The 18,111-nt window shown below is 72.1% G+C and carries 6 protein-coding genes; all 6 read left to right on the forward strand.

The window, feature by feature from the left end; genetic code table 11:
• The first annotated feature begins 8 nt into the window (after window positions 1-8).
• The 6 genes from sbnB to NZH93_RS42580 are packed head-to-tail and all read left to right on the forward strand — an operon-like array spanning window position 9 to window position 18,101.
• Window positions 9-1,055: a 2,3-diaminopropionate biosynthesis protein SbnB gene (sbnB, locus tag NZH93_RS42555; protein WP_259629020.1), complete on the forward strand. Its 1,047-nt coding sequence runs from the start codon at window positions 9-11 to the stop codon at window positions 1,053-1,055.
• Between the two features lie 8 nt (window positions 1,056-1,063).
• The gene (gene sbnA, locus NZH93_RS42560) at window positions 1,064-2,056 is read left to right on the forward strand and encodes a 2,3-diaminopropionate biosynthesis protein SbnA (RefSeq protein WP_259629021.1); all 993 of its coding nucleotides are present in this window, start codon (window positions 1,064-1,066) and stop codon (window positions 2,054-2,056) included.
• Window positions 2,049-14,066, forward strand: coding sequence for a non-ribosomal peptide synthetase (locus NZH93_RS42565; RefSeq protein WP_259629022.1), 12,018 nt, complete (start codon window positions 2,049-2,051; stop codon window positions 14,064-14,066). Before sbnA ends, NZH93_RS42565 begins: the two co-directional genes overlap by 8 nt.
• A complete protein-coding gene (locus NZH93_RS42570) occupies window positions 14,063-14,764 on the forward strand; it encodes a thioesterase II family protein (protein ID WP_259629023.1) in 702 nt (233 codons plus the stop codon). The genes NZH93_RS42565 and NZH93_RS42570 overlap by 4 nt, the downstream gene beginning before the upstream one ends.
• Complete coding sequence (locus NZH93_RS42575; protein ID WP_259629024.1) at window positions 14,761-17,286, forward strand: non-ribosomal peptide synthetase; 2,526 nt, start codon at window positions 14,761-14,763, stop codon at window positions 17,284-17,286. Before NZH93_RS42570 ends, NZH93_RS42575 begins: the two co-directional genes overlap by 4 nt.
• Window positions 17,283-18,101 carry an SDR family oxidoreductase gene (locus NZH93_RS42580; protein ID WP_259629025.1) on the forward strand — a complete coding sequence of 273 codons (819 nt, stop codon included), beginning with the start codon at window positions 17,283-17,285 and terminating at the stop codon, window positions 18,099-18,101. The genes NZH93_RS42575 and NZH93_RS42580 overlap by 4 nt, the downstream gene beginning before the upstream one ends.
• The last annotated feature ends 10 nt before the right edge of the window (window positions 18,102-18,111 follow it).

The raw sequence follows: 18,111 nt of genomic DNA on the forward strand, positions 1-18,111 counted from the left end.
AGTCCAGCATGTTCCAGCCGTCGTTCGCGGTGATCTCCGGGGCCCAGGTGCACCGGGCGCTCACCGGCAACGAGAAGATGATCGTGGACCTGGTCGAGGCCACCTACCGCGTGCACGGCCGGGGTGACACGGTGAACCCGCCGTCGTACTTCCTGCGGATGCCCGACCGGCCCACGTCCCGCATCATCGCCCTCCCGGCCGCCCTCGGCGGGGAGTCCGCGGTGGACGGTCTCAAGTGGATCTCCAGCTTCCCCGAGAACGTGGCGGCGGGCATCCCGAGGGCGTCCGCGGTGCTGATCCTCAACGACCACGACACCGGGTACCCGTTCGCCTGCCTGGAGAGCTCCATCATCAGCGCCGCCCGCACGGCCGCGTCCGCCGCGCTCGCCGCGGACCGGCTGACCGAGGGCACCGGCCGTCCGCGCCGGATCGGGTTCTTCGGGGTCGGCCTGATCGCCCGCTACATCCACACCTACCTGGCGGGCACCGGCTGGTCGTTCGACGAGATCGGCGTGCACGACCTGTCGGCCGAGCACGCCGCCGGGTTCCGCGACTACCTCGACGGGACCGGCACCACCGCGCTGATCACCGTGCACTCCGATCCCGAGACCCTGATCCGCGACTCGGACGTCGTGGTGTTCGCGACCGTCGCGGGCGCGCCGCACGTCACCGACGTGAGCTGGTTCGACCACAACCCGCTCGTGCTCAACGTGTCGCTGCGCGACCTGGCCCCGGAGATCATCCTGGCCTCGGCGAACGTGGTCGACGACGTCGAGCACTGCCTGAAGGCCGACACCTCGCCGCACCTCGCCGAGCAGTTGACGGGCAACCGCGACTTCATCGACGGGACGCTGGACGAGGTCATCAGCGGCGCCGTCGTCCCCAGGACCGGCAGGCCGCTCGTGTTCTCCCCGTTCGGCCTCGGCGTGCTCGACCTCGCCCTCGGTCGCTACGTCCACGAGCAGCTCCGCGCGGCGGGCGAGCTCGAACCGGTCGAGGACTTCTTCTACGAGTTGCGGCGCTACGGCGACCCGCGGCGATCCCACACGTCTTAGGAGGTGCCATGTCGATCATCACGGCTCCGCAGGACTTCCACGTCGAAGACCTGTTCGTCGACCTCGGTGCGGTGTTGGACCGGTCCCTGTACCTGAAGTGCGAGGGCTTCAACTTCGCTGGGTCGGTCAAGCTCAAGGCGGCAGCCGAGATGATCGCCGCCGCCGAACGCAGCGGCAGGTTGACCCGCGACTCGGTCATCGTCGAGTCCTCGTCCGGCAACCTCGGCATCGCGCTGAGCATCATCGCGGCGCACAAGGGCTACCGGTTCATCTGCGTCACCGACTCGCGGTGCAACCTGACCACCCGCCGGATGATGGAGTCCCTGGGCAGCCAGGTGCACACCATCACCGAGCCCGACGCCGACGGCGGTTTCCTGGGCGCGCGGATCGCGTACGTGCGCGACATGGTCGCCTCGGACCCGAACTGCCTGTGGCTCAACCAGTACGCGAACGTGAACAACTGGAAGGCCCACTACCGGCGCACGGCGCCCGCCATCGCGACCCAGTTCCCCGACCTCGACGTGCTGTTCGTCGGCGCGGGCACCACCGGCACGCTGATGGGCTGCGCCCGGTACTTCCGCGACGAGGGCCTGCCGGTCCGGATCGTCGCCGTGGACAGCGCCGGATCGGTCACCTTCGGCGGCGCGCCGGGTCCGCGCATGATCCCCGGTCTCGGCACGAGCGTCCGACCCGACCTCCTGGTCGAATCGCTGGTCGACGACGTGGTCTACGTCCAGGAGGCGGACACCATCCGCGCCTGCCACCGCCTGGCGCGGCACGGGTTCCTCTTCGGCGGCTCCACCGGGACCGTGGTCAGCGGGGCGCGCGCGTGGCTCGACGAGAACGCCGCGGGCCGGGACCTGATCTCCGTCGCGATCTCCCCCGACCTGGGGGAGCGGTACCTGGACACCGTCTACCAGGAGAACTGGCTGCGCGACATCTACGGCGAGGACGTGCTCGCCGCCGAACTCGAGAACGCGGGAGCGCGGTCCAATGACTGAACAGACAGGGAAACGACTGCCGCTGTCGGCGGCGCAGACCGAGCTCTGGTACGCGCAGCAGTTGGATCCGGGCAACCCGATCTGGAACATCGCCGAGTACTACACGATCGACGGTCAGCTCGACACCGCGCTGTTCGAGAAGGCGATCCGGCACTGCGTCGACGAGACCGACTGCCTGCGCGTCCGGTTCGAGCAGCAGGACGGCGAGGTCGTCCAGGTCGTGCGCCCCGCCGTGGACTGGGACCTCCAGGTCGTCGACCTGGTCGGTGCCGAAGCCCCGTACTCGGAGGCGTTCGACTGGATGCAGGCCGACCTCACGACCGCGGTGGGCCTCGACGCGCCGCTGCTGTTCGGGTTCGCCCTGATCAAGCTCTCGCTCACCAGGGTCCTGTTCTACCAGCGGGCGCACCACATCCTGTGGGACGGGTTCAGCGAGGCGCTGTTCACCCGCAGGCTGGCCCAGGTCTACACCGCGATGCAGGACGGCGAGCCCTACCTGGACGGCGCGTTCGCCGGGGTGGACGTCCTGGTCGACGAGGAACTCGCCTACCGCGAGTCCCCGCACTTCGAGCGGGACCGCCGGTACTGGGCCGACCGGTTCCCCGAACCCGTCGAGCTGACCGAGATCTCCGGACGTCCCGCGACGCCCGTGCGCCACCACACCCGCCTGGTCCTCGACATCGACCACGACGTCGCCACCCGCATGCGGTCGGTGGCGTGGGACGCCAGGGCGGCCCTGCCGACCCTGGTGGTCGCGGCCACGGCCGCGTACGCCCAGCGGATGACCGGCCGCCAGGACGCCGTGCTGTCCATGCCGGTGACCGCGCGGGCCACCGCCGCCACGAAGGCGGTGCCCGGCATGCGGGCGAACGTCGTGCCGCTGGCCCTGCGCATCGCGCCGACGACGACGCGCGCCGAGCTGCTGGCGCTCGCGGGCGGTGAACTCGGCAAGGCCTTGCGGCACCAGAGGTTCCGCGGCAGGCAGGTCCGCGAACTCATGGGGCTCGCGCCCGACGACCGCCGCCCGTTCGGCCCCGAGGTCAACGTGGTGTCGTTCGTGGAGGAGATGCGGTTCGGCACGTGCACCGTGACCACGTCGAACCTGTCGACCGCGCCGAGCGACGACCTGACGATCACCGTGTTCCCGACCGCCGACGACGGCCTGGGCATGTACTTCGACGGCAACACGGACCTGTACTCGCCGGACGAGCTGGTCGGACACCTCAACCGCTTCCACGACTTCCTCGACGCGTTCACCTCGCTGTCGCCGGACGAACCGCTGAGCCGGATCGACGTGCTGGAGCCCGCTGAGCGGGAGCGGCTGCTGGTGGAGTGGAACGCCACGGATCGGGCCGGTGGGTTCGAGGACGTGGTCGAGCGGGTGCGTGAATTCGCTCTGTCCGTGCCGGATGCCGTTGCGGTGGTTGATGATTCGGGTTCGGTGACGTACTCGGAGCTGGTGGCTCGGGCAAGTGCGGTGTCGCGCCGGGTCGGTGCTCCTCTGGTGGGTGTGCTGTCCGACCCCGGTATCGGGTTCGTGGTCTCGGTGTTGGGCGTGCTCGGCGCTGGTTCCGCTTACGTGCCACTGGATCCTGAGGCGCCGACCTCCCGGAACGCCGCCCTCGTGGCCGACAGCGGTATCGGGCTGCTCCTGGTCGGCCCGGCGCACGCCGAGGTGGCGCGGTCGATCGCGGGCGGCGGTGTCGACGTGGTCGTGCTGGACGACGCCGCCGACGAGCACCTGGCGGAGCTGTCGGGCCGGTCGGACGACCTCGGGTACGTGATCTTCACGTCCGGTTCCACCGGTGTGCCCAAGGGCGCGATGGTGCACCGCGGCGGCATGGTGAACCACCTGTTGGCGAAGGTGGAGGACCTGGGTCTGTCCGATGTGGACACGGTGGTGCAGAACGCGCCACTGACGTTCGACATCTCGGTGTGGCAGTCGCTGGTGGCCCTGGTGGTGGGTGGCACGACGAGGGTCGTCGGCCGCGACACCGCGATGGACCCGGCGGCGCTGTTCGCGCTCGACGGTGTGACGGTACTGGAAGTGGTGCCGTCGCTGCTCCGGACGGCGTTGGACGCCTGGGATTCCGGCGCGGCGCTCCCGGACCTCTCGAAGCTGCGGTGGCTGGTCGTCACGGGTGAGGCACTCGCTCCGGACCTCTGCGTCCGGTGGACGGAGCGGTACCCGGCCATCCCGCTGGTGAACGCCTACGGTCCGACCGAGTGCTCCGACGACGTGACCCACGCCCTCATCACCGGCGATCCCGGAGTTCGAGCCCCCATCGGCCGTGCGGTGCGCAACACGCGGCTGTACGTGCTGGGCGACGACCTGGCACCGGTACCCCAGGGCGTGCCCGGCGAGCTGTACGTCGGCGGCTCGGGTGTCGGCCGCGGCTACCTGAACGACCCGGTCCGCACCTCCGCGGTGTTCGTGGCCGACCCGTTCACCGCCGGGAAGCGCATGTACCGCACCGGTGACCGCGTGGTGTACCGGTCCGACGGCCAACTGGAGTTCCTGGAGCGCCGCGACCACCAGGTGAAGATCAGGGGCCACCGGATCGAGCTAGGCGAGATCGAGAGCGCCCTGCGCGGCCTGGACGGGATCACCGACGCCGTCGTCTCGGTCGGCGCGGACGCCTCCGGGCAGAAGCGGCTGATCGGCTACGTCGTCGGCGACACGGCGGGCGTGAAGGCGGCGGTGAGCGCCGTGCTGCCCGACTACATGGTCCCCTCGGTCGTCGTGGGGCTCGCGGAACTCCCCCTGACGGCCAACGGCAAGGTCGACCGCAAGGCGCTGCCAGCGCCGGACTTCAGCGCCGTGTCGACGTCGAGCGCACCGCGCACCCCCGGCGAGGAGATCCTCTGCGGGCTGTTCGCCGAGGTGCTGGGCGTGCCGGTGGTCGGCGTGGACGACAGCTTCTTCGACCTCGGTGGCCACTCCCTGATCGCGACCAGGCTGATCGGCCGCGTGCGGACCGTCCTCGGCGCCGAGCTGACGCTGCGGGAGCTGTTCGACGCCCCGACCGTCGCCGCGCTCGCCGCGGGCCTGACGGGCGGACGGCCCCGCCGGGCGCTGGTGGGCGCCGTGCGGCCCGAACTGGTCCCGCTGTCCCCCGGACAGCAGCGGCTGTGGTTCCTCAACCAGCTCGAAGGCCCGAACGCCACCTACAACGTGCCCGCCGTGCTGCGGCTGACCGGTGACCTCGACGTGCGGGCGCTGGAAGCGGCGCTCGGCGACTTCGTCGAGCGGCACGAGACCCTGCGCACGGTCTTCCCCGAGCAGGGCGGCACCCCGCACCAGGTCGTGCTCGACCCGGCCGCCGTGGTCACCGGGCTGGACGTCGTGCCGGTGACCGAGGCAGGCCTCGCGAACGCGATCACCGAGTTCGCCGCCATCCCGTTCGACATCGTCTCGGAGGCGCCCGTCCGGGCCCGGCTGTTCGCCGTCGGCCCGCGGGAGCACCACCTCGTCCTGTCCCTGCACCACATCTCCAGCGACGGCTGGTCCGCGGGACCGCTGCGCCGCGACCTCGCCGAGGCCTACTCGGCCCGCGTGGCCGGGCACGCGCCCGTGTGGACGCCGCTCACCGTGCAGTACATCGACTACAGCATCTGGCAGCGCGACCTGCTCGGCGACGAGGAGGACCCGACGAGCCCGGCGGCGCAGCAGCTCGCCTACTGGCGGGACCAGCTCGCGGACCTGCCGGACGACGTGGCGCTGCCCGTGGACCGGCCGCGGCCCGCCACCCGGTCCAACCGCGGCGGAACGGTCGTCGTGGCGGTCGAACCCGCCCTGCACGGCCAGGTCGCCGACCTGGCCAGGGAAACCGGGACCAGCGTCTTCATGGTCGTGCAGGCGGCGCTCGCCACGATGATGCACAAGCTCGGCGCGGGCACCGACATCCCGATCGGCATCCCGATCGCCGGTCGCACCGACGAAGCGCTCGACGACCTGGTCGGCCTGTTCATCAACACCCTGCTGCTGCGCAACGACCTGTCCGGCGACCCGACGGTGCGGGACCTGCTCGGCCGGGTCCGGGAGACCGACCTCGCGGCGTACGCCAACCAGGACCTGCCGTTCGAGCGCCTGGTCGAGGTGCTCCGGCCCGCCCGTTCGCTGGCGAAGCAGCCGCTGTTCCAGGTCGTGATGGCCTACCAGAACGAGATCGCCGACCCGCCGGAACTGGCCGGGCTGGCCACCGAGTTCCGCGTGCACACCATCGGCACGGCCAAGTTCGACCTCAACTTCGAGTTCACCGAGCTGGCGGCCGGAGGCGTCACGCTGTCCGTCGAGTACAGCGAGGACCTGTTCGACGAGACGACGGTCGAGCTGATGGGCGTCCGGTTCCTGCGGATCCTGGAGTCCTTCACCGCCGACGCGGACCAGCACCTGGGCGCGGTCGACGTGCTGGACGGCTTCGAACGGCGGCAGCTCGTCCAGGAGTACCGCGACGCCAGGACGTTCGTGCTCGACGAGTACCTGCGGCCCGTCCCGCGCGGTGTCGCGGGCGAGCTGTTCTTCGCCAGCCCCGCGGTTCCCGGCCTGTCGCCCGAGGTGATGGACCCGGAGGGCGAGCGGTTCGTGTCGAGCCCCGTTGCCGGGGACGGCACGTGGCTGATGCGCACCGGTGAACTGGTCAGGTGGAACGGCACGACCGCCGAGCGGGTCGGCAAGGTCGTGCGCAAGCTCCCGGTTCGGGCGCCGGAGGTGGTGCCCGAACCGGTGTCCGAACCCGAGGACACCTACCGGGCTCCTCGCACCCCGCAGGAGGAGATCCTCTGCGGCCTGTTCGCCGAGGTCCTGAACCTGCCGCGGGTCGGCCGCGACGACAACTTCTTCGAGTCGGGCGGCCAGTCGCTGCTGGCCAACCGACTGGTCAGCCGCGCGCGGACGATGCTGGACTCCGAGCTGGCGGTGCGCGACCTGTTCGAGGCGCAGACGCCCGCCGACCTCGCCGGACGGCTGGGCGGCGGCCGGAACAGGCCCGCGCTGGTCGCGGGGGAGCGCCCCGACGTGCTGCCGCTGTCGTTCGGGCAGCAGCGGCTGTGGTTCCTCAACAGGCTCGAGGGCGACTCGGCCACGTACACGATCCCGCTGGCCCTGCGGCTCAGCGGCAAGCTCGACCGCGGCGCGCTGCGCGACGCGTTCGCCGACGTGGTCGACCGGCACGAGGTCCTCCGGACCGTCTACCCCGAGGTCGACGGCTCGCCGCGGCAGGAGATCAGGACGGTCCTGCCCAGGATGATCGAGCAGGACGTGTCCGAGGAGGAGCTGAACGCCGCGCTCGTCTCGGCCGCGAGCCGCGGCTGGGACCTCACCACCGACCTGCCCGTGCGGGCGGAACTGTTCTCCCTCGCCCCCGAGGAGCACGTCCTCCTGCTGACGTCGCACCACATCGCCAGTGACGGCTGGTCCGCCACCCCGCTGGCCCGCGACCTCGCCCACGCCTACCGGGCCCGCCTGGCCGGGTCCGCCCCGGAGTGGACGCCGCTCCCGGTGCAGTACGCGGACTACGCGCTGTGGCAGCGCGACCTGCTCGGCGACGAGGACGCGCCGGACAGCGTGGCGGCGAAGCAGTTGGCGTTCTGGCGCGCGGCGCTCGCCGACCTCCCCGACGAGCTGGGGCTGCCGACCGACCGGCCGCGTCCGGACGTGTCCAGCTACCGCGGCGACACCATCAGGTTCGAGCTGCCCGCCGACCTGCACCGGGGAGTGGCCGACCTCGCGCGGACGACCGGCGCCAGCACGTTCATGGTGCTCCAGGCCGCGCTCTCGGCCCTCTTCGGCAAGCTCGGCGCGGGCACGGACATCCCCATCGGCGCGCCGATCGCGGGCCGCACCGACGACGCGCTCGACGACCTGGTCGGGTTCTTCCTGAACACGCTGGTGCTGCGCGCCGACGTGGCGGGCGACCCGACGTTCCGCGAACTGCTCGGCCGGGTCCGGGAGACCGACCTCGCGGCGTACGCCAACCAGGACCTGCCGTTCGAGCGGCTGGTGGAGGTGCTCAACCCCGTCCGGTCGAGGTCGCGCCAGCCCCTGTTCCAGGTCGTGCTGATCTTGCAGAACAACGCGACCGCCGAGGTCGACCTGCCCTCGCTGCGCACGTCCGCGGAACTGCTCAGCACGCCCGCGGCAGACGTGGACCTGCATTTCGACTTCATCGAGGAGCACGACGCCACCGGTGTCGGCCAGGGCGTCGAGGGTCTGCTGAAGTTCAGCACCGACCTGTTCGACCGGTCCACCGCGGCCCGCATGGTCGAGCAACTGGTGCGCCTGCTGTCCACGGTCGTCGCCGACCCCGATCGGCGGATCAGCGCCGTCGACGTGCTGGAGCCCGCGGAGCGGGAGCGGCTGCTGGTGGAGTGGAACGCCACGGATCGGGCCGGTGGGTTCGAGGACGTGGTGGAGCGGGTGCGTGAATTCGCTCTGTCCGTGCCGGATGCCGTTGCGGTGGTTGATGATTCGGGTTCGGTGACGTACTCGGAGCTGGTGGCTCGGGCGAGTGCGGTGTCCCGTCGAGTCGACGCGCCGCTGGTGGGTGTGCTGTCCGACCCCGGTATCGGGTTCGTCGTCTCGGTGTTGGGCGTCCTGGGCGCTGGTTCGGCCTATGTGCCTCTCGACCCCACCGCGCCGGTGACGAGGAACGCCGGTCTCGTGGCGGACGGCGGCATCGGGCTGCTCCTGGTGGGCCCTGAGCACACCGAGGTGGCGCGGTCGATCGCCGGGGACGGCGTCGACGTGCTCGTCCTGGACGACGCGGCCGATGACGACCTGGCGCCGGTCTCCGGTGTCGGTGACGACCTCGGGTACGTGATCTTCACGTCCGGTTCCACCGGTGTGCCCAAGGGCGCGATGGTGCACCGCGGCGGGATGGTGAACCACCTGTTGGCGAAGGTGGAGGACCTGGGTCTGTCCGATGTGGACACGGTGGTGCAGAACGCGCCGCTGACGTTCGACATCTCGGTGTGGCAGACGCTCGTCGCACTCGTGGTGGGTGGCACGACGCGGGTGGTCGGTCGGGAGACCGCGATGGACCCGGCGGCGCTGTTCGCCCTGGACGGTGTGACGGTGCTGGAAGTGGTGCCGTCGTTGCTGCGCACCGCTTTGGACGCCTGGGACTCCGGCGCTGCCGTGCCGGACCTGGCGAAGCTGCGGTGGCTGGTCGTCACGGGTGAGGCACTGGCCCCGGACCTGTGCGTCCGGTGGGCGGAGCGGTTCCCGGCGATCCCGCTGGTGAACGCCTACGGCCCGACCGAGTGCTCCGACGACGTGACCCACGCCGTCATCACCGGCGACCCCGGCGCGCGTGCGCCGATCGGCAAGGCCGTCCGGAACACCAGGCTCTACGTGCTGGGCGACGACCTCGGGCTGGTCCCGGTCGGCGTGCCGGGTGAGCTGTACGTCGGCGGCGCGGGTGTCGGCCGCGGTTACCTGAACGACCCCGCCCGCACGGCGGCGGTGTTCGTGGCCGACCCGTTCACGGCCGGGAAGCGCCTGTACCGCACCGGCGACCGGGTGTTGCGCAGGCCCGACGGTCAACTGGAGTTCCTGGAGCGGCGCGATGACCAGGTGAAGATCCGCGGTCACCGCATCGAACTGGGCGAGGTCGAGACGGCGCTGCGCGGTGTCGACGGCGTCCTGGACGTCACGGTCGTCGCCCGTGGCGACGCGCTGGGCACCAAGCGCCTGGTGGCCTACGTCGTCGGCGACACCACCGCCATCAGGGACGAGGCGGGCCTGGTCCTGCCCGACTACATGGTGCCGTCGCTGTTCGTCGGCCTGCCCGAACTGCCGCTCACGGCCAACGGCAAGGTCGACCGCAAGGCGCTGCCCGCGCCGGACTTCGGCGGCGCCGCGCCGTGGCAGCAGCCGCGCACGGTGACCGAGGAGGTCCTCTGCGGCCTGTTCGCCGAGGTGCTGGACGTCCCGAAGGTGGGCGTGCACGACAGCTTCTTCGACCTGGGTGGCCACTCGCTGCTCGCCACCAGGCTGATCAGCCGCGCGCGGACCGTCCTCGGCGCGGAGCTGTCCCTGCGGGAGCTGTTCGACGCGCCGACCGTCGTGGGGCTCGCGGCCGGGTTCGCCGACGACACCCCGGTCCGGCCGCCGCTGGTCCGCTCGGACCGCCCGGACACCATCCCGCTGTCGTCCGGTCAGCAGCGGCTCTGGTTCCTCAACCGCCTGGAGGGCGGGACCTCCACCTACAACATCCCGATCGCGCTGCGGCTGGTCGGGGACCTCGACCGGACCGCGCTCGAACGGGCGCTGTCGGACGTCGTCGAACGGCACGAGAGCCTGCGGACGGTCTTCCCGGAGGCCGACGGCGAACCGCGCCAGCGCGTCCTGGACGACGTCCGGCTCACCATCCCGGTCGCCGCGACCGACGAGAGCACGCTGGACAAGGCCCTCGCCGCGGCGGTGGGCCGCGGGTTCGACCTCACCGCCGACGTCCCGATCCGCGCCGAGCTCTTCGCGCTGGCGCCACGGGACCACGTGCTGCTGGTCGTGGTGCACCACATCGCGGGCGACGGCTGGTCGATGGCGCCGCTGGCCGCCGACCTGGCCGAGGCGTACGCGGCCCGCCGGACCGGCGTCAGTCCCGAGTGGACCCCGCTCCCGGTGCAGTACGTCGACTACAGCGCCTGGCACCGGACGTTGCTCGGTTCCGAGGACGACCCGACCAGCACCGCGTCGCGGCAGCTCGCCTACTGGCAGGACCAGCTCGCCGGCCTCCCCGACCAGTTGAGCCTGCCCGCCGACCGGCCGCGGCCCGCCGTGGCGGGCCACCACGGCGACACGATCCGCTTCGAGATCGACGCCGACCTGCACGAGGCGCTCGCCGCGCTGGCCAGGCAGACCGGGACCAGCCTGTTCATGGTGCTGCAAAGCGGGTTGGCGTCCCTGCTGCACGCGCTGGGCGCGGGCACGGACATCCCGATCGGCACCCCTGTCGCCGGTCGGACCGACGACGCGCTCGACGACCTCGTCGGCATGTTCATCAACACGCTGGTGCTGCGCACCGACGTCGCGGGCAACCCGAGCTTCCGGGACCTGCTCGGTCGGGTGCGTGCGGTCGACCTGGCCGCCTACGCCCACCAGGACCTGCCGTTCGACCGGCTGGTCGACGTCCTGAACCCGGTCCGGTCCACGTCGGTGCCGCCGCTGTTCCAGACGATGCTGGTGATGCAGAACAACCCGCCCGCCGAGGTGCGGCTGCCCGGTCTGGAGGCCGCGGTGCTGCCGGTCGGCACCGGCACGGTCAAGTTCGACTTCCGGTTCGAGTTCACCGTCGACGCCGACGTCCTGCGCGCGGTCGTCGACTTCAGCACCGACCTCTACGACCGCGCGACGGTCGAGCGGATCGCCGCGATGCTGGTGCGCGTCCTCCGCTCGGCCGCGGCCGACCCGGACGTCCGCCTCGCCGCGCTCGACGTCGTCGAGCCCGCCGAGCGGCACGCCGTCACCAGCGGGTGGAACGACACCGCCTTCGCGGTGGAGCCGTTCACGATGCCGGAGCTGTTCCAGCGCCAAGCGCTTGCGACGCCGGCGGCCACCGCGCTGGTGGTCGCCGCGGAGGAGCTGTCCTACGCGGAGCTGAACGTCCGGGCCAACCGGATCGCGCACCTGCTGATCGCCGACGGGATCGGCCCCGGCGACGTCGTCGGGCTGGCGTTCCCGAGGTCGGTCGACCTCGTGGCCTCGCTGCTGGGCGTGCTCAAGGCGGGCGCGGCGTACCTGCCGATCGAACTGGACCACCCGGCCGAGCGGATCGCCTACCTGGTGGGCGACGCGAAACCCGCGCTGGTGCTGGCGGGAGCGGACGCGCCGGTGATCGGTGTGCCGGTCGTCCGCGTCGACACGCAGGCGACGCGCCGCTCCCTGGCGCTCTCGCGGGCCGTCGACCCGGTGGACGCCGACCGCACCCGTCCGCTGGACGTGCGGGACGCGGCCTACGTCATCTACACCTCCGGCTCGACCGGTCGTCCCAAGGGCGTGGTGGTGGAACACCGCTCGCTGACGGACTACCTGGGGTGGACGAGGTCGTCCTACGCCAGCTCGTCGGGCACCGCGCTGGTGCACTCGCGGGTGTCGTTCGACCTCACCGTGACGGCCCTGCTGACGCCGCTGGCGTCCGGCGGCCGGGTCGTGCTGTCGGGACTGGAGGACCCCTCGTCGGCCGAGGGCACCGCGGTCACGCGGACGCCCACCGAGTTCCTCAAGGCCACCCCGAGCCACCTCGCGCTGCTCCGCGAGCTGCCGCCGGAGTTCTCGCCGACCGGCGAACTCCTGCTCGGGGGCGAGGCGCTCACCGGTGAGGCGCTGGCGGGCTGGCGGGAGGAGCACCCGGACGTGGTGGTGTACAACGTCTACGGCCCGACCGAGGCGACGGTCAACTGCGCCGAGCACCGCATCGCGCCGGGCGACCCGGTGCCGCCGGGGCCGGTCCCGATCGGTCTGCCCCAGGGGAACGCCAGGCTGACCGTCCTCGACGACCTGCTCCGCCCCGTGCCGGTCGGCGTGACCGGTGAGCTGTACCTCGCGGGCGGCGGGCTCGCCCGCGGCTACCTGAACAACCCCGGTCTCACGGCCGCGCGGTTCGTCGCGGACCCGTTCGGGCCGCCCGGTTCCCGGATGTACCGGTCGGGTGACCTCGCCAAGCGGCGCGCGGACGGCGAGCTGGTGTACGTCGGCCGCGCCGACGACCAGGTGAAGCTGCGCGGCCACCGGATCGAACTCGGCGAGGTCGAGTCGGTGCTGGCGGAACTCGCCGGGGTCGACCGGGCCGTCGTCGCCCTGCTGGACGACCGGCTCGTCGGGTACGTCGTGGCCGACGGCGACCTGTCCGAGCTGCGGGACCGGATGGCCGCCCTGCTGCCCGACTACATGGTCCCCTCCGTCGTGGTGCCGCTGGAGCGGATCCCGTTGACGCCCAACGGGAAGCTCGACCGCAAGGCGCTGCCCGCCCCCGACTTCGGCGGCGACGCGGCCCGTGCGGTCCGGACGCCGCAGGAGGAACTGCTCGCCGGGCTGTTCGGCGAGGTGCTCGGCCTGCCGGAGGTCGACGTCCAGGCGAGCTTCTTCGACCTGGGGGGCCACTCCCTGCTGGCGGCCAGGTTCATCGGCCGGGTGCGGGCCGTGCTGGGTGTGCGACTGTCCATCCGGGACATGTTCGAGGCGCCGAGCGTCTCCGGCCTGGCCAGGAAGATCGGCCGGGCGGGCAACGGCGGCGCGGCCCTGGACGTGCTGCTCCCGTTGCGGGTCAACGGGGACGGACCACCCATCCACTGCGTCCACCCGTCCGGCGGCATTAGCTGGTCCTACATGGGACTGGCGGCGCACCTCGGTCCGCGCTACCCGCTCTACGGGCTCCAGGCCCGCGGGATGAGGGAACCGGACCGGCTGCCGGGCACCGTCGAGGAGATGGCGGCCGACTACGTCGAGCAGATCCGCTCGGTGCAGCCGTCCGGCCCCTACCACCTGCTCGGCTGGTCGTTCGGCGGTCTGGTGGCGCACGCGATGGCCACGCTCCTCCAGGACCAGGGGGAGGAGGTCGCTCTGCTGGCCAGCCTGGACAGTCACCCGGTCCCCGAACCCGGTGACCTGCCGGACGACCGCGAACTGCTGGGCGCGATCCTCGCGTTCTTCGGCTACCCGCCGGAGGAGAAAGCGTCGACGGCGCTGGAGGTCCTGGAGGTCTTCCGCCGGGACGACCACCCGCTCGCAGGCCTCGACGAGCAGGGGCTGATGGACTGCGTCGCCGCCTGGCGGGCGAACGTCCGGCTCCAGGCGGCCTTCGAACCCGGTCGCTACCGGGGCAGGCTGCTGCACTTCGTCGCCGACCTGGAGCCCGACTCCGGCTCGGTCGACTGGACGCCCTACGTCGACGGCGAGGTCGAACACCACCGGATCTCCTGCCTGCACCACGACATGATGCGGCCCGAGCCGCTGCGGCTGATCGCCGACGTGATCGTCGCCGAGCTCCAGAAAGAGGACAGGTCGTGACCCACAAGTTGTTCTGCTTCCCCTACGCGGGTGGAGGCGCGTCGTTCTACCGGGCCTGGCCCGACACCGGGCTGCACGGCTTCGAGGTGCGACCGGTCCAGCTACCCGGCCGGGAGGAGCTGTTCATCGAGCCCTTCCACGCCGACGTCGCCGCCGCGGCGGACGACCTCACGGGGAAGATCGCCCGTTCGCTCGGCCCGTCCGACCAGGTCTCCCTGTTCGGCCACAGCTTCGGCGCGGTGCTGGCGTTCGAGGTGGCGCGCAGGCTGGTCGACTTCCGGCCGCCGCTCCACCTCGTGGTGAGCGGCTCCGCGAACCCCGTCACCCCGCTGCCCCGCGAGGCGGCCGACCTCGACGACGACCAGTTCGTCGCCAGGGTGGAGAAGCTCGCGGGTTACACCCACCCGGCACTGGCCGACCCCGACCTGCGCGACATCGTGCTGCCCGCGCTGCGGCACGACGTCGCACTGCACGAGTCCTACGTGGCACAGGACCTGCGCCCGATCCCGGTGCCGATCACCGTGGTGCGCGGCGCGGACGACCACATCGTGTCCAGGCAGGACTGCGAGGAGTGGGCGGTCGCGACCTCCGACCGGTGCGACCAGGTCGAGTTGCCCGGTGGGCACATGTACCTGGTGGACGACCCCTCGGCCCTGTTCGACCTGCTGCGCCGGGTCTCGGCCGGGAGCCTGCTGTGAACGCCGGGTTCGCGGTGCGGTCCGCGCTGGTGGACGCGAGCGCCGTCACGTCCGCGGCGCTGGAGGAGCACTTCGCCCTCACCGGCGAGGACGCCGCGAGCGCGTGCCGCCGGGTCATGGCCCGTCCCCTCGACCCGGACCGCGGGCAGGGCACGAGGGTCGTGCTGGTGCACCTCGCCGACGACGTGCGGCGCCTGGTCGTGACGGCGCACGCGACCGTCATGGACGAGGAGGGCCTGCGCGAGTGGGCGCTGTGGCTCGCGGACCCCCGCGGCCCCGCCCCGGAGCCCCGGCCGCCGGTCGAGTTCGACGGGCCCCTCGCGGGGTCGGTGGAGTGGGCCAGGATCGGCCAGGAGAGCGGCACGGGGCTGCGGGACCGGTCCCTGGAGACCGGCATGGCCCCGGTGCCGGTGCGCACGCTGGCCGCCGCCTGCGCCGTCGTCCTCTCGCGCTACACCGGGACCACCGCGCCGCTGATCGGTCTGCCCGGCGGCACGGCGATCACCGCCACCGTGGACGAGGACGCCGCGGGCACCGAGCACGTCGCCGCCGTCCACGCACTGGAGGCGGCGCTGGCCGACCGGACGCCCACGCTGGCCGTCGGGACGCCGAAGCCCGTCGCGATCCTCGACGAGCTGGAACAGGCCCAGGCCGCTCCGGTGGTGGTCCGCCTGGACGAGGGCGGGCGCCTGCACTGCCGCTACCGCGCGGACCTCGTCGACGACGCGGCGGCGGAAGGCCTGCTGCGGTCGCTGCACGCCGTGCTGGTCGCCTTCGACCGCGACGTGGTCGTCGGCGAGATCGACCTGCTGCGCGGGGTCGACCCGGTGTCGGACGGTGGACCGCTGGCGGCCTCCGACCACACGATCCACGGCCTGGTCGCGGAGCGGGCGCTCGCGCACCCGGACGCCGTCGCGCTTACGTGCGGCGTGGAATCCCTGTCCTACGCCGAACTGGACGCGACGGCGACGCGCGTGGCGTCGTGGCTGGTGACCGTCGGGGTCAAACCGGGTGACCGGGTCGGCGTGTCGCTGGTCCGCACGCCGTACCTCGTGGCCGCGCTGCTGGGCGTGCTCAAGGCGGGCGCCGCGTACGTGCCGCTCGACCCCGGCTACCCGGCGAAGCGGCTGGAGTACATGGTCGCCGACGCGGGTCTCGCCGCGGTGATCGACGGTCCGGTGTCGGCGGAGCCGGTGGCGCTGCCCGAGGTGTCGCCGGACGACGCGGCGTACGTGATCTACACGTCGGGGTCGACCGGGAAGCCCAAGGGCGTGGTGGTGGACCACCGCAACGTCGTCTCCCTGCTGGAGTCCACGAAGGACTACGACTTCGGCCCCGACGACGTCTGGACGTTCTTCCACTCCTACGCGTTCGACTTCTCGGTCTGGGAGATCTGGGGCTGCCTGGCCACCGGCGGCCGGGTCGTCGTGGTGCCGCAGGAGGTCGCCCGCGACCCGCACGAGTTCCACAATCTGCTGCGCGCGCAGTCGGTCACGGTCCTCAACCAGACGCCGTCCGCGTTCACCCAGTTGCTGGCGGTCGACCTGGCCGCCGAGGAACGGCTCTCGGTGCGGCTGCTGGTCTTCGGTGGCGAGCAGCTCGACTCCCGGATGCTGCCCGCCTGGTTCGACCGCAACCCGGAGGACCGCTGCCGGGTGGTGAACATGTACGGCATCACCGAGACGACCGTGCACTGCACGTGGTTCCCGATCGACCGCCGCGCCGCGCTGGCTGGCAGCAAGTCGGTCGGCACGGCCATCCCCGGATGGCGGCTGCGGGTGCTCGACGCCCGCGGCCGGGCGGTCCCCGCGGGTGTCGCGGGCGAGATCGTGGTCAGCGGCGCGGGCGTGACGCGCGGCTACCTGGGCAAGCAGGAGCTGAGCGCCGAGCGGTTCCCGACAGGGCCCAACGGACGCCGCTACCGCAGCGGCGACAAGGGCAGGATGCTGGCCAACGGCGAGCTGGAGCACCTCGGCAGGCTCGACGACCAGGTCAAGATCCGCGGCCACCGGATCGAACTCGGCGAGATCAAGGCCGAGCTGCTGGCCGATCCGACGGTCGTGGCCGCCGCGGTCGTGGTCAACCGCCGCGGGGACGCGGGCGACGTGCACCTGGACGCCTACGTGGTCGGACCGGTCGACCTGGACGCGGTGCGGGACCGGCTGGTGGGCGCCCTGCCCGCGTACATGGTGCCGAGCACGGTCACCGCTGTCGGGCGGCTCCCGTTGACGGACAACGGGAAGCTCGACGTCGGGCGGCTGCCCACGCCGACGACCGAGGCGCCCGCGCCGACCGGCGTGGACACCGCCGACCAGGTCGCGCAGGTGTGGCACTCGATCCTCGGCGCGAGCGCCGGGCTGGACGACAACCTGTTCCTGGTCGGCGGGAACTCCTTGGTGGCGGCCAGGATCGCCGCCGAGATCCGCGGCAGGCGACTGGGGGAAGTGACCGTGCAGCAGATCTACCGCACCCCGACCATCCGCGGCCTGGCCTCGGTCCTCGCGGCGGGAGGAGTGGCGTGAGCGGCAAGCTCGTGATGATCACCGGCGCGGCCCGCGGCATCGGCCGCGCGTGCGCGACCGCGTTCGCGGCCGACGGCGCCGACCTGGTCCTGCTGGACGTCGCCCAGGACCTCCCCGGCGTGCCGTACCCGCTCGGCAGCCGCAGCCAGCTCGAGACGACCGCGGACCTCTGCCGCGACCACGGCGTGAGCGTCACGACCGAGCGGGTCGACATCCGCGACACCGCGGGCGTGGCCGCCGTGGTCGACCGGACGCTGGAGCGGCACGGCCGGATCGACGTCCTGGTCAACAACGCGGGACTGGTGTCGCCGTCGGGCAAACCGGTCCACCAGGTGACCGACGACGACTGGCAGTTGATGATCGACGTCGACCTGACCGGCGCGTTCCGGATGATGCGGCTCGTGCTCCCCGGCATGGTCCGCCGCGGCTCCGGCGCCGTCGTCAACATCGCCTCCACCGCGGGACTGGTGGGGTACCGGCACTTCGCGGGTTACGTCGCCGCGAAGCACGGGCTGATCGGGCTGACGAAGGCCGCCGCGCTGGACTACGCACCGCACGGCGTCCGGGTCAACGCGGTCTGCCCCGGCTCCGTGAAGGACGACCCGGACCTCGAGGGCGTGATGCTCGCCGAGATCGCGCGCTGCCTGGAACTCACCGGGACCGAGCACGAGAAGACCTTCGTGGCCACCCAACCGACCAACCGCCTCGTGCGCGCCCAGGACGTCGCCGCGTCCGTGCGGTGGCTGGCGAGCGACGACGCCACCGACGTGACCGGCTCGATCGTCGCGGTCGACGGCGGCTACACCGTCCGATGAGGAGGACTTT

Source organism: Umezawaea endophytica (assembly GCF_025061645.1).
GTDB lineage: Bacteria > Actinomycetota > Actinomycetes > Mycobacteriales > Pseudonocardiaceae > Umezawaea > Umezawaea endophytica.

What these genes read in the sequence shown, in the direction of transcription:
- NZH93_RS42565 (WP_259629022.1), top strand. Translation starts at nt 2,049, where the DNA reads ATGACTGAACAGACAGGGAAACGACTGCCGCTGTCGGCGGCGCAGACC.
- sbnA (WP_259629021.1), top strand. Translation starts at nt 1,064, where the DNA reads ATGTCGATCATCACGGCTCCGCAGGACTTCCACGTCGAAGACCTGTTC.
- sbnB (WP_259629020.1), top strand. Translation starts at nt 9, where the DNA reads ATGTTCCAGCCGTCGTTCGCGGTGATCTCCGGGGCCCAGGTGCACCGG.